This window comes from Ruegeria sp. HKCCD6119, assembly GCF_013110585.1.
Taxonomy (GTDB): Bacteria; Pseudomonadota; Alphaproteobacteria; order Rhodobacterales; family Rhodobacteraceae; genus Ruegeria.
In genome coordinates, this window is record NZ_WVQV01000001.1 from 1,011,866 (window position 1) to 1,025,213 (window position 13,348).

At 56.8% G+C, this 13,348-nt stretch carries 10 protein-coding genes and 1 tRNA gene; 2 read left to right on the forward strand and 9 right to left on the reverse strand.

What is annotated here, in order from left to right; genetic code table 11:
• Position 1: 1 nt before the first annotated feature.
• Together GS611_RS05135 and GS611_RS05140 are read left to right on the forward strand one after the other, a co-directional pair.
• Complete coding sequence (locus GS611_RS05135; protein ID WP_171632899.1) at positions 2 to 1,036, forward strand: LLM class flavin-dependent oxidoreductase; 1,035 nt, start codon at positions 2 to 4, stop codon at positions 1,034 to 1,036.
• 9 nt (positions 1,037 to 1,045) lie between these two features.
• Entirely contained in the window at positions 1,046 to 2,524 is a 1,479-nt protein-coding gene (locus tag GS611_RS05140; protein ID WP_171633843.1) for an aldehyde dehydrogenase, read from the forward strand.
• A gap of 405 nt (positions 2,525 to 2,929) precedes the next feature.
• Here GS611_RS05140 and GS611_RS05145 read toward each other — a convergent pair.
• From GS611_RS05145 to pyrH, 9 genes are all read right to left on the reverse strand, one after another.
• Positions 2,930 to 3,019: transfer RNA gene (locus tag GS611_RS05145), tRNA-Ser, on the reverse strand.
• A gap of 134 nt (positions 3,020 to 3,153) precedes the next feature.
• Entirely contained in the window at positions 3,154 to 5,580 is a 2,427-nt protein-coding gene (locus GS611_RS05150; protein WP_171632902.1) for a DUF3772 domain-containing protein, read from the reverse strand.
• Positions 5,580 to 6,614, reverse strand: coding sequence for a cysteine synthase A (locus GS611_RS05155; protein WP_171632905.1), 1,035 nt, complete (start codon positions 6,612 to 6,614; stop codon positions 5,580 to 5,582). Before GS611_RS05155 ends, GS611_RS05150 begins: the two co-directional genes overlap by 1 nt.
• Before the next feature lie 68 nt (positions 6,615 to 6,682).
• On the reverse strand, positions 6,683 to 7,798 hold the full coding sequence (locus GS611_RS05160; protein WP_171632907.1) for an NUDIX domain-containing protein: 1,116 nt from the start codon (positions 7,796 to 7,798) through the stop codon (positions 6,683 to 6,685).
• A gap of 27 nt (positions 7,799 to 7,825) precedes the next feature.
• Positions 7,826 to 8,266 (reverse strand): TrgA family protein, encoded by a 441-nt coding sequence (locus GS611_RS05165; RefSeq protein ID WP_171632910.1) that lies wholly within the window; start codon positions 8,264 to 8,266, stop codon positions 7,826 to 7,828.
• Positions 8,267 to 8,281: 15 nt separating this feature from the next.
• Positions 8,282 to 9,490, reverse strand: coding sequence for a cyclopropane-fatty-acyl-phospholipid synthase family protein (locus tag GS611_RS05170; protein WP_171632913.1), 1,209 nt, complete (start codon positions 9,488 to 9,490; stop codon positions 8,282 to 8,284).
• Between the two features lie 69 nt (positions 9,491 to 9,559).
• Complete coding sequence (locus GS611_RS05175; protein WP_171632915.1) at positions 9,560 to 10,984, reverse strand: FAD-binding domain-containing protein; 1,425 nt, start codon at positions 10,982 to 10,984, stop codon at positions 9,560 to 9,562.
• Between the two features lie 50 nt (positions 10,985 to 11,034).
• Positions 11,035 to 12,261, reverse strand: a complete 1,227-nt coding sequence (locus GS611_RS05180; RefSeq protein ID WP_171632918.1) for an aminotransferase class V-fold PLP-dependent enzyme — start codon at positions 12,259 to 12,261, stop codon at positions 11,035 to 11,037.
• A 264-nt stretch (positions 12,262 to 12,525) separates the two neighbouring features.
• Positions 12,526 to 13,278 carry a UMP kinase gene (pyrH, locus tag GS611_RS05185; protein WP_152457773.1) on the reverse strand — a complete coding sequence of 251 codons (753 nt, stop codon included), beginning with the start codon at positions 13,276 to 13,278 and terminating at the stop codon, positions 12,526 to 12,528.
• Positions 13,279 to 13,348: the final 70 nt, after the last annotated feature.

Below are 13,348 nucleotides of genomic sequence, written 5' to 3' on the forward strand. Positions count from 1 at the left end.
GATGGAGTTTTCCCTTTTTGCACACATGGAACGGCTGAGCCCCGATCAACCCCATGAGAAGCTGTATGAAGAGTTCATCGCGCTGTGTAAAATGGCCGATGAGGCGGGAATGCGTGCCGTCTGGACCGGCGAGCACCACGGGATGGACTTTACGATCGCGCCCAACCCTTTGATGTCTTTGGTGGATATCGCACATCACACCAAGAACGTACGGCTTGGCACGGGTACAGTTGTTGCACCGTTCTGGCATCCGATCAAACTGGCGGGCGAAACGGCTGCGGCAGACCTGATGACAGGCGGCCGTATCGAGCTGGGCATCGCCCGCGGCGCCTATTCGTATGAATATGAACGGATGATGCCGGGAATGGATGCATGGGATGCTGGCCAGCGCATGCGAGAAATCGCGCCACTTTTGCCCCGGCTGTGGGAGGGTGACTGTGCCCATGATGGAGAATATTTCAAATTCCCCGCCACCACCTCGGCCCCCAAACCCGTGCAACCCGGCGGGCCGCCCATCTGGATCGCGGCGCGGGATCCGAACAGTCATGAATTCGGTGTGCAAAACGGCTTTAACATTCAGGTCACACCGCTCTGGCAGGGCATGCATGAGATTGAAACGCTGATGGGGCGCTTTGAAGATGCATGCGCAAACCATGAGGGGCCGCGCCCCAAGATCATGCTGCTACATCACACTTACGTTGGCAGCGACGATGGTGATCTGGGTCAGGCCGCTCGGGAATTGTCGCGCTTCTACAACTACTTCGGGGCCTGGTTTCAAAACAAGCGGCCGGTCCGGCAGGGCTTGATCCAGACGTTGACGGACAAAGAGATGGCGGCCAACACGATGATGGCACCGGAAAACCTGGCGCGCGATCTGACTGTCGGAACCCCGGATGGGGTCACGGAACGTCTGAAACGTTATGAAGATCTGGGCTATGATGAGTATTCGTTCTGGATAGACAGCGGTATGAGTTTCGAACGCAAACGCGCATCGCTGGCCCGTTTCATCGACGACGTCATGCCAAAGTTTCAGTGAGGATCGATGATGCATCAGAAACCACATTTCCAGCTTTATATCGACGGTGCGTGGACCGAAGGGGCACGCGGGCAAGTGATGCATTCGCAAAACCCGGCGACGGGCAAAGACTGGTCCAGTTTCGCCTGCGCCGCACCCAAAGACGTTGACTGCGCCGTGTCCGCCGCGCGACGGTCACTTGATGATCCCGCCTGGCGCGACATGACGCAAACCGCACGCGGCAAACTGTTGTTCAAACTTGCCGAACTGATCGAGGAAAACGCCAGACAGCTGGGCCAGCTTGAGACCACAGACAGCGGCAAGCTGCTTGCCGAAACCGCAAGCCAAACAGCCTATGTCGGTGACTATTATCGATATTATGCAGGGCTTGCGGACAAGATCGAAGGGGCGGTTTTGCCGATCGACAAACCGGACATGCACGTCTTCACCAAACGCGAACCGATTGGCGTGGTGGTTGCTATCGTCCCCTGGAACGCACAGATGTTCCTGACCGCAACCAAGCTTGGCCCCGCAATAGCGGCAGGCTGTTCGGTCGTGCTGAAGGCCTCTGAAATTGCGCCCGCTCCGATGCTGGAGTTCGCACGGCTGATCGATGAAGCCGGCTTTCCGCCCGGTGTCGTCTCTGTCATTACGGGGGATGCCGAAAACTGCGCCATCCCGCTTACCCGGCACCCGGACGTGGACCGGATCGCATTCACCGGCGGCCCGGAAACAGCGCGCCATGTCGTGCGCAATTCGGCTGAGAACTTTGCGGTGACCACTTTGGAACTGGGCGGGAAATCCCCGATCATCGTTTTTGATGATGCCAATCTGGATGGCGCCGCCAATGGTTTGATTGCGGGAAACTTCGGTGCCTCGGGTCAAAGCTGCGTGGCCGGCTCGCGCGGGTTGATACATCGCCCGGTACTGGAAGCGCTTGTTGACAAGATCGAACAGAAGATGAAGGGCGTCGCAATCGGCGACCCGTTGGAAACGGCCACCCATATTGGCCCGCTCTGCACCACAGCTCAGGTGGAAAGAATTCAGGCGACGTTGGCGAAAGCCACAGAACAAGGCGCACGCATCCGCTTCGGGGGAAAACCTCTGGACCGGCCGGGCAACTTCATGGCCCCTACGCTGGTGGAGTGTTCGAGCCCAGAGACCGAGACGCTGAAGGTCGAAATGTTCGGCCCCGTGATGTCTCTGCTGCCATTCGATACGGAAGAAGAAGCGATCGCATTGGCCAACGACTCGCAGTTCGGGCTTGGATCCGGCGTTTTCACTGAAAATGTCGCCCGCGCCCATCGGGTTTCATCCCGCCTGAAATCGGGAATTTGTTGGATCAACACGTATCGCGCAGTGTCCCCGATCGCTCCGTTTGGAGGCTACAATCAATCCGGCTATGGCAGAGAAGCCGGGATCGAGGCCATTCACGATTACACAAGGACCAAAACCGTCTGGCTGAATACGTCGGAACAGCCAATGTCGAACCCGTTCGTCATGCGGTAGCCAGCACGGGGCGCCTTCGACACCCGAGGAACTGCCGGAGCATCGTTTCATCGCATGGCTGGCGCGGGCCCTGGCATCATCTTCAGTGCGCCAGATATATCGCTCGACGCCGAGGTCTTGCTGTCTGATCAGGCACTCTTCCGTGCTGGTCGGTATCCGGAGCAGGCGCTGCGGATAGGTGTGATACTGAGCGCGAACGGCAGCCAGACGCTCATCCCATTGGCGCAGCACTTCTTCCTTCGCGTCGGAAACATAGCGCAGGACCGTTTCCGCCATCCACGTCGCGGCGTGCGCCTGTAGGCCCGAGGGCCATTCTCTGAAAGTCGAGTGCCATCGTTAAACCCTTTTGAGACAGAAAGAAAAAGGCCCCGCTAGGGACCTGATATCGGGTTCGCGATTGGCAAGTGGCGGAGAGACAGGGATTCGAACCCTGGAGACGGTTTCCCGCCTACACACTTTCCAGGCGTGCGCCTTCGACCACTCGGCCACCTCTCCGTGCCGGCGATATTTGGACGAATGCTGTCGGATTTGCAAGGCCTCAATTCGACGAATTCAGGGGAATAGCGCAATTTAATCAATGCGCCCACCGAGGGGTGATCAACGGTCAACACGTGCCGCGTTTGGGCCACTCATGTCTCATCACTGGCACCCAGGTCCATATCCGCCTCGGTCAAATCCGCCGGAGTCTCTGCGACTTTGCGTGGCTCATCCTGCACAGAAACAGAAGGCTCCTGCTTGCTCGGGCCAGATGCCCGCAGGGTTTCGGGATTTCGCAACCAGACATCACGTTGTGCGAACGGGATCTCGATCCCTGCTTCCGAGAATCTGCTGTTGATTTCATGGTTCATGTCAGATTTTACCGACAGAGCCCAATTCACATCCCGCAGGATCGCCCGTATTTCGAAGTCCAAGGAATCTGCGCCGAACCCCTGGAACACAACGCTTGGCGCCGGGTTGGCCAAAACCATCGGATGGTTGTTGGCGATTTCGCCCAGAATGGTTTCGACCTGGCGCGTGTCAGTTCCGTATGCAACACCCACCGGAACGATCACCCGCCCGATCGTGTTGCCGCGGGTATAGTTTGTTACAACACCGCTGATCAGGTCAGAGTTAGGAACGATGACATCCGTCCTGTCAAAGGTCTCGACTCGGGTCGAACGAACGGAAATGTCCTTAACATATCCCATCATGCCATTCACATCGATCCAATCCCCCTTGGAAATCGGACGCTCGACCAAAAGGATGATGCCAGAAACGAAGTTCGACACGATTGTCTGCAAACCAAAGCCGATGCCAACAGACAGCGCGCCAGCGACGATCGCCAGCGATGACAGATCAAAACCGGCCACCATGATTGCCACCAACGCGGCAAGGAATATGCCAACGTATCCCGAACCAGCGACAATCGCGTTTTGGCCACCCGGATCTATGTTGGTTTTCGGCAGAAGCGAATTGCGCAGCCCGCTTTGCAACAGACGCGTCAGCGTATAACCGATTGCAAACACGGCGACAAAGGTCAGAAAGTTGCTGGGCGAAACTGTGACGCCACCGATATCAAAACCAAGCAGCAGGCGCGACCATGCTTCCAGCAGATCAGTTTCCCGCGCACCCCAATAGATCGCCAGAACTGGCAGCGCCAAGATGGCCAATGCAAACCCGACCAGTACGGAAAAAAGCGAATCCCCCGCGGCTTCGCCCTGCCCGGTGACCCAGCCGTAAATCTGACTGATGAACCGTTGCAGGATGACCAAGGCCCCGATCAGCACCAGTGTCTTGACCGCAGGAAACACGATGGCTTCGGCCGCATTGGTGAATCCGAAAATTGCCAACAAAGGAGACACGATCCCCAACAGGAACAAAGCCCGGCGCAGGAATTCGACCAATTGGCTGAACCCTGCGGAACGGGTCGAGGCAGCCTGATCCGGTGGCCCGTCCGTTGTTCGAATCTGGCGTATTCGCAACAACAACAAAGCTGTAGCGACAATGATCGGGAAACTGACCACGGCACGGGTCGCGTCGGAGATGTTTTCGATCCGTTCGAACAGCAACGCCAATTCGTGCAGAACCAGCATCAGGGCGAGCAGATCGATATACACGCGCAGTTCGGTGATGCGTGCCGCGGACAGACGCTTGAACCCTTGCGACGCGCCGATCACGTAAACCTGGCGACCAATCCAGTCATAGAAAAACACGATCGCAGCCCAATACGGAACATTCTGAAGCAAAAGGCTGCCCCGCAGCCCCGGAACGCCGGTGAGACTGATCGCCGTGACCACGGCCACCACACCGATCCATGGCAACAAAATGCGCAGTAGTGAGATTACGAACGACCAGACCCCCGTCCCGGCCCCGCCGAGCAACCTCAGGTAGTCGCCTCCAATTTCGGACCACCGTTTGCCAAAGATCAGCAACACGGCTGAAATGATCAGAAGTATGAAGATCGCGAGCCCGCGCGCGCGAATTTGTTCGCGTACGACATCTGAACGAAAGTTAGTGATCGTTTCGTTTGCCAGGCTTAGAATGGCCTCTTTGACGTCCACCCATGCCGGCCCCCAATACGCCGGGTTGATCGGCGACGGGCCCTGTTCGAAGAACTCTTTTTTCTGCCGCGCGCGAATGATCTGATCAATTTCGCTGATCAGCCCATTTGCTCGACTGTAGGCTTCTTCGGAGATGATGCGCGGCACACGCAGACTGTTGAGCTGTTCTTCCAAATGCGCGCGAAGCTTGGCTATGTCTTCGGGTTCGGTCGCGTCCCCTTCGGGTTTGGGGCCCAACGCCTTTAGCTGACTTTCAAGCGTTGTGATCCGGTCGGTATTTGCCCCACGAGCCTGATTGAAGTCTTCCCTGTATCTGCTTATTTCCGAACGTAAATTCTCTAGCGCAGCGTCGGATGCCCGGTTCGCCTCGATCACGGCTTCGGCCCGGCTCGCCGTTTTGATCCAACCTTGGTAATACTCGCTTTGACGATCCGTCAGTTGCGCGACAGCGCTATTCGAAAAGCCGACGAAACTCAGGAACAGCAGGGTCAGAAACAGGCGGACCTGTCCAAGCATCACACGTCCTCGAATACGCCGGGAATGCTGCGTGGTGCCTCGGTCATCCAATCCGGAACCGGAAGCTCTTTTTCTCGCAGGAACTCGGGGTTGAACAGCTTTGATTGATACCGAGTGCCGTAATCGCACAGGATGGTCACGATGGTATGACCTGGCCCCATTTCCTTGGCCAGGCGCACCGCCCCTGCCATGTTGATCGCGGTTGAGCCGCCCATGACAAGACCTTCCTCACGCAGAAGATCAAAGATGTAGGGCAGCGCTTCGTTATCGGTGATCTGATAAGAAAAATCCGGTGTAAACCCTTCCAGGTTCTTGGTGATACGCACCTGCCCGATGCCTTCGGCGATCGACCCACCTTCCATCGCGATCTCACCCGTCGTGTAATACGAATACAGGCCAGCCCCCATGGGATCGGCAAGACCGATTTTGACGCCCTTGGGCTGCAAAACCTGGGCCACGCCTGCCAATGTCCCACCCGACCCGACCGCGCTGACGAACCCGTCAACCTTGCCGCCTGTCTGTTCCCAGATCTCGGGCCCCGTGGTTTCCACATGTGCCTGTCGGTTTGCCACATTGTCGAACTGGTTGGCCCAGATGGCGCCATTGGGTTCTGTCTGCGCCAGTTCCTCGGCCAGACGGCGGGAATAATGCACGAAATTGTTGGGGTTGCGATACGGGGCTGCTGGCACCTGAACCAACTGAGCGCCAGCCAGACGCAGCATATCCTTCTTTTCTTCCGACTGGGTCTCGGGGATAACGATAACCGTTTTGAATCCCATCGACGCACCGACCAGAGCCAGACCAATACCAGTATTGCCGGCAGTGCCTTCCACGATGGTACCGCCCGGTTTCAGATCCCCGCGTGCGATGGCATCTTTGATGATAAAAAGAGCAGCACGATCCTTTACCGACTGACCCGGGTTCATGAACTCGGCTTTGCCAAGAATCTCGCATCCAGTCTCTTCGCTGATGCGGCGCAGCCGGATCAACGGTGTTTTTCCTACTGCGTCAGCAAGATCTCGTGCAATGCGCATGGTCGCCCCTTGTCATTTGGTATATTCGAAGATTTACAGCCGCACTGCCGCGACCACAAGCGAGATAGTCACGCGCGCAAACGATCCCGATGGCGGGCCAGCCAGTACGCAAGGGACACCAGTTGCAAATCCTTGAAAAGATGGCGGTCCGTCATATCGATAAACTCGTCGAACGGCAGAATCCGGCTGCGGATATCTTCACCCTCTGTGTCCAAGCCACCGGTGATGGTTGTCTGGGTCAAGTTGCCAAGTCCGACATAAAGATACATGAAACCCGTAGACGACCCGCTGGAGGAATACGCGCCGCCCGCATATTCCAGCCTGTCAAATCTAACTCCTGCTTCCTCCATGGCCTCGCGATGTGCCGTCTGTTCCGGCGTTTCGCCGGGGTCGATCATCCCGGCAACCGCTTCCCAAAGCCAGGGCTCTGGATCATCGATCAAAAACACCGGCGGTCTGAACTGCTCGACCAGAAGCACGGTGTCGCGGATCGGGTCATAGGGCAGAACGGACACGGCGCTGCCCTGCATCAAACCGCCCCGGTGCAGCACCGGACCCATGCTGCCGTCATGCTGCCGGTGCTGAAGGTCTATTTCCTCCATCCCGAAATAGTCGACGTAAACGCGTTCGTGCCGGTGCACGATTACGTCTTCGGCTATGTTCCGTGGATCGCCGGTTCGCCGTTGCCTGGCCATGATCTTTGCCCAGGCACGGGTTTGAATGGCACGGACGCTGCGCGCCATGGTTTTGGGATCGACTTTGCCGAAATAGGCCATTTCTTCTTCGGCGGCGAGCGCCGTAACCTCGCCCAATTTGTCCGCCCAGCCCTGCAACGACCACAACTCACCGGGTTGCCACGCGCCCGGGGTCGGGAAAAAGACCTGCGCCTGTGCTTCGCCCCCGTCCTCCAGAATGACCGTCAACGATTTCAGGTCATAGTCGAAGGATCCTTCGTAATAAGCCAGTCTGGCCAGATCATCGGAGGACAGGCCCTGCACCAGCAGACCTTCGACAGCGGCGCCCTTGGCGGACAGGATCATCGGGAAATCCTGCCCCTGGACCGCGTGAACCGCGTGATCGCACAGCTTGGCAGCGTGAAACGTTATTTCGCTCAGCGGACGACCCAGGACACGCTGCAACAGCGGCAGATACCGCAACGTTCCATAGAAAAACAAATCAGACAAATTCAATCTCTCTTGTGACGAAACGATTCAGCGCCATTTGCGACTGGCCTGTTCCGTGGCCAGACCGGCGACAACGGCGCCTATTGCAAGCGTAACCAGAATTTCGGGATAGATCAGCTGCTTGCCATAATCGATACCGATCGAAAAAATCGCCATCACAGCTTCGAACGGGCCGCCATATCGATTGCGCATCGCAAGGTCGAACATGCGGTAGCACCCCTGCACGAACAGTGCCCAGAAAATCAGCGAAGCAACGCCGGTCAGGCCGTTGTTTATGCCCGCGGTCCAACCACGCCCAGCGCGCTTGCCCATGATTTTCCAACCACAGATCGCACCAAGAGCCATGTTCACATAGGTGAAGTAGCCATAGTCCTTACCCTCTTCACCGTTTTCGATAACCATGCCTGAAACAAGAAAGGCCAGCACGACGAGACAAACAGCGGCGACGAGACGCGAGGCAGTGGGCATGTGACGGTCCGTGAGTTAACTTGATTTTGCTATTGTGATCTGTGTCACATCGCAATTGCCCGTGTCAAAGGCCGCGCCGCACGCAGTCAAATAATAATTCCACATGCGGCGGAAACGCTCATCAAACCCCATGTCCGAGATCTGATCCCATTTGTCGTTGAACGTTTCATACCAACGGCGCAGAGTCAGATCATAGCTTTTCCCGAATTCCTTCGAATGCACGACTTTCAACCCGGCCTGATCGATCTGCTGACGCAGGATGGTCGGCGACGGAAGCATCCCGCCGGGAAAGATATATTTCTGAATGAAATCAACGCCGTTCTTGTAAAAATCCCAGCGGTGATCACCCACCGTGATGATTTGCAAGGTTGCCTGGGCACCGGGCTTCAACCTCTCACGAACGGTTTCGAAATAGACCGGCCAGTATTTCTGACCCACGGCCTCGAACATTTCGATCGAAGCGATGCCGTCATAGACCCCGCGTTCGTCCCGATAGTCTTGCAGCTTGAATTCAACCCGATCTGATAGACCAGCTTTTTCAATACGTTCCTTGGCGTACTTGAATTGCTCCTCACTGATGGTCAGGCCGGTGACACGCAAACCTCGTTCCTTTGCGGCATATTCCGCGAAGCCGCCCCAGCCACATCCGATCTCCAGCACATGATCACCCGGTTTGGCACCCATCTCATCCACAAGACTTGCGTATTTGGCGATCTGGGCCTTCTCGAGGCTTTCCTGCCCAGACTCAAAAATCGCGCTGGAATAGGTCATCGTGTCATCCAGCCAAGAACTGTAAAAGTCGTTACCCAGATCGTAGTGATACGAGATATTCTTCTTGGCTTGGGCCCTGTTGTTTCTGTGCAGCCAGAACCGCAGCCGTTCATAGGCCTGAACAAGAAACTGACCCGTAAACCCGTCATAAACGGTCTCGGTTCCAAGATGCACAAGATCCATGAAAGATCGCAGATCGGGTGTACTCCAATGTCCGTCCAGATACGCATCGGAGAAACCCAGTTCTCCTTCGCGGATCAGGCGCGCAAAGACATCGTCGTCGTGAATATCGACCTGTGCCACCGGCCCGGCCTTTGCGCCTTCTGCGCGAAACGTGCGACCGTCGGGTAGTCTGATATCAAGACGCCCGGTTTCCATCCGGTTCAACATTTTAAAGACCTGGGTGAAATATCTGGGCAGGTCTTTTTGCCCTTCGGTCGTCGTCAGGATCATCCGCTCTCCCCTCTGCGGTACGCCCACAAAGCTAGGCGGCGAAATTGTTTCTGGCAAGTTTTCAGTTCCTTAGTGGGGTTTTCGGCTTTCATATGCGCGTAACGCGCGTGTCCGCCCTTCGGGCAATTCAACTATGGGTTTGGGGTAATCCGCATCCGGACGCAGCCCCCATGAACGCGGGACGGCATCAAAATACGACAAAGCGGATTGACTGGGTTCGGTGTAACCTTCAGCGATCCAGCGACGCGTATAATTCCCGTCAGGATCGAATTTTTCGGCTTGTGTCTGGGGATTGAAAATCCGAAAAAACGGGGATGCATCGGGCCCAGATCCAGCAACCCACTGCCAACCCATGGCATTGCAGGCCGGATCCCAGTCGATCAGGCAATCCTCGAACCATGTCATCCCTATTTTCCAATGAGTCATCAGGTGCTTGGTCAGATAGCTTGCGACAATCATCCTCGCCCGGTTGTGCATTCGACCCGTCACATACATTTGCCGCAGCCCGGCATCGACAACAGGTATTCCAGTTCTGGCCTGCCGCCACGCAGTGACTTCGGGATGGTCCGGATCAGTATTCCAGGGAAAACTGTCCCATTCCGGCTTCCAGTTGGAAGCCACCAGTTGGGGCGTGTGATACATCAGGTGATAGGCAAACTCGCGCCAGACGAGTTGACGTAGATAGGCATCGGCACCGGGTGTACCGGTCAATGCGGCCCTTTGGACCATATGCCAGACTGTACGCGGTCCAATTTCACCCAAAGACAGGTATTCCGACAGGTTGGACGTTCCGTCCTGATCCAACCTGTCCCGGTTGTTGGAATAGTGAGAAATTCGCTCAAGAAACGCCTCTAGATGATCCAGAGCGGCCTGTTCGCCGGGTTTTACATGAGGGCGAACGACGGCCGCGCCCCTGTTCATGGCATTCCCCATCTGCCAATCGCTCAATTTGTCAGAAGCGGGCCACGACACCGGCGCCTGCAAATCGGCAACCCGCGCATTGGGAAATTGTACATCCCGCCCCTGAACCGCACGCCACATGGGTGTGTAGACCCTGAATGGATGCCCCGACTTGGTGGCGACGGTCCAGGGTTCGAAAAGAAGATGCCCGGCAAATGACTTTGCCGTCACTCCTTCTTTTGTAAGCACAGACTTGATCTTCCTGTCACGTTCGATTGAGGCCGGATCGTAAGCGCGGGACCAGAAGACGGAGGTTGCGCCGGTCTCGGCCACAACCTGCTGCACCTGTTCAAGCGCGGCGCCGCGTCGGAAAATAAGTCGGCTGCCCATATCGGCCAGTGACGCTTTGAAAGCCTCCAACCCCAAGCCCAACCGCCACTTCGGCGCGGCCCCCATCTGTTCGACCAGATGGTCATGAATAAACAAAGGTATGACCGGACGGCCACTTTCGGCCGCCGCAGTCAACGCGGGGTGGTCCGACAGACGCAAGTCCCGTCGAAACCACAAAATGATCGGAGCCTGCTGTTGCTTCACAATACGCCCTTGAGGTTTTTTGATTTCTACGCACCCTCAAGAGTAGTGGATCACAAAACGCGCTCAAGAGCCTCCAAAAGCTGATCAACTTCCTGCTTCGTGGTGTAATGGGTGAAGCTGACCCTCAAAACACCCTGCGCCGGGTCGACGCCCATCGCCTGCAAGGGGCGCACCGCATAGAAGTCTCCGCCACCCGCCATGACACCGTATTGCGCCAGTTCCGCCGCAACCGGTTCAGCCGGACGGTTCAACGAAAGCGCGACGGTGGGCGCGCGCCGGCTGGCATCGGAAGGACCGATCAGGCGCACAGCGTTTCGATCCTTTACCGCATCCAGAACCGGTTGCAGCAACGACACTTCGTGTGATCGCATCAGATCGTGGACAAATACGCCCTGTTCCGCCGCGCCCGTCTCGGGCCCGCCATGGTGGGCGCAAAGCAGCTCAACATAATCCACCATGCCTGCACTGGCCGCAATCTGCGCGTGATCGGGGCCAGCCGGGGTGAACCGCTTGTAAAGCACGTCACCGTTGAAATAATGCGCCTGGTTGGGCAACAGCGCACCCAATGTGCGGCGGATGACCATGCACCCCTGATGCGGGCCATAGGTCTTGTAGGCAGAAAACAAATAGATATCCGGCCCCAGATCACCAACATTAGGAAATCCGTGCGGGGCGTAGGATACGCCGTCAACGCAGACAAACGCACCCGCCGCATGCGCAATAGCAGTGATCTCGGTGACCGGATTGATCTCGCCAACGACATTTGAGCAATGCGGGAAACAGACCAGACGCACTTTTTCGTCCAGCATGTTTTCCAAATCCTGAGGGTTCAGCGACCCGGTTTCGGGGTCGATCTGCCATTCCCTCACCTCTATCCCGGCCTCGACCAGACGACGCCATGGGCCAGAGTTGGCTTCGTGATCCTGATTGGTCACGACGATCGCCTCGCCGGGCTTCATCCATTGCCGGAACGCCTGCGCCAGGACATAGGTGTTCTGGGTGGTTGAAGGGCCAAAACTCAACTCATCCGTGTCGACTCCCAGAATTGCAGCCATACGCGCACGCGCCTCGTCCATTTCGGCACCCGCAAGGCGGCTGGCCTCATATGGGGCGTAAGGCTGAACCTTGCGCTGCGTGTAGAACCGCGTCAGCCGGTCGATTACTGGTTTGCAGGTGTAAGACCCACCTGCATTTTCGAAGAACGCCTGCCCTTGCAGGCTGGGTTCTGAAAAGGCCGGGAACTGCGCCCGAACGAAATCGATATCCAGAGATTTCATGCCTCATTGCTCCTTAGTTGTGCAGTCAGATCAATGAGATGCCCGCGCATGTTTCCGGACATCTCAGAAATCATGGCAGGTCTTCCAGCCCAGCCTGTGCTTGGGCCTTTGGCCGACGAAACACGGGGCAGCCCTTCGTCTTGGAAGGACAGCGATACTTAGACAGGGCCGTTCACAACCGTCAAGCGAAAGCAAAACAAAAAAGCCCCGGCTCGATGCCGGGGCTTTGAAAGCTTGCGGAATTGTCAGGCGACTCCTTTGGCTTCAACCCTGAACCTTGGTATAGGTCCCCTCGCCCGCGAGAATTCCGCGGAAGCCGCCGGGCTCATCTAGCCCAAAGACGATCAGGGGCAGATTGTTGTCGCGTGCCAGCGCGATGGCCGAAGCATCCATGACCCGCAACCGTTTGGCCAGCACGTCATCATAGGTCACGGTATCATAGCGTACGGCGTCAGCGTGTTCCGCTGGGTCTTTGTCATATACGCCATCCACTCCGTTCTTGCCCATGAAGATCGCCTCGCACGCCATTTCGTTGGCGCGCAGGGTGGCTGCGGTGTCTGTCGTGAAATACGGGTTGCCAGTACCGGCGGCGAAGATACAGACCCTCTTCTTCTCGAGGTGTCGAACAGCCCGGCGGCGGATATAGGGTTCGCACACCTCGTCCATGCGAATGGCCGATATCACGCGGGTGAACACTCCGATCTCTTCCAGTGCGGATTGCATCCCCAGCGCGTTCATCACCGTGGCCAACATGCCCATATAATCCGCCGTTGTCCGTTCCATGCCCTGGGCTGAACCGCTCAGGCCGCGAAAAATGTTTCCACCGCCGATGACCATGCAAATCTCAACGCCCAGATCGTGAACCGATTTCACTTCTTGCGCTATGCGTTGAACTGTTGGTGGGTGCAAGCCGAATCCTTGATCCCCCATCAATGCTTCGCCTGAGATTTTCAACATGACCCGATTGTACTTTGTTTTCGGGGTCTCGGCTGTTTCAGAAGAAGGGGAAAGGCTCATGTTGCGCTCCGGGCTGGCACGGGGTTAATTTCCGGCGCAAAATGAAGCAAAAGCTCCGCAGGTTCAATGC

Bases quoted from the DNA above. Each gene is read 5' to 3' on its own strand.
- GS611_RS05135 (WP_171632899.1), top strand. From the start codon at position 2: ATGGAGTTTTCCCTTTTTGCACACATGGAACGGCTGAGCCCCGATCAA.
- GS611_RS05155 (WP_171632905.1), bottom strand. From the start codon at position 6,614: ATGCGCATTGCACGAGATCTTGCTGACGCAGTAGGAAAAACACCGTTG.
- GS611_RS05150 (WP_171632902.1), bottom strand. From the start codon at position 5,580: ATGCTTGGACAGGTCCGCCTGTTTCTGACCCTGCTGTTCCTGAGTTTC.
- GS611_RS05140 (WP_171633843.1), top strand. From the start codon at position 1,046: ATGCATCAGAAACCACATTTCCAGCTTTATATCGACGGTGCGTGGACC.
- pyrH (WP_152457773.1), bottom strand. From the start codon at position 13,278: ATGAGCCTTTCCCCTTCTTCTGAAACAGCCGAGACCCCGAAAACAAAG.
- GS611_RS05170 (WP_171632913.1), bottom strand. From the start codon at position 9,490: ATGATCCTGACGACGACCGAAGGGCAAAAAGACCTGCCCAGATATTTC.
- GS611_RS05180 (WP_171632918.1), bottom strand. From the start codon at position 12,261: ATGAAATCTCTGGATATCGATTTCGTTCGGGCGCAGTTCCCGGCCTTT.
- GS611_RS05165 (WP_171632910.1), bottom strand. From the start codon at position 8,266: ATGCCCACTGCCTCGCGTCTCGTCGCCGCTGTTTGTCTCGTCGTGCTG.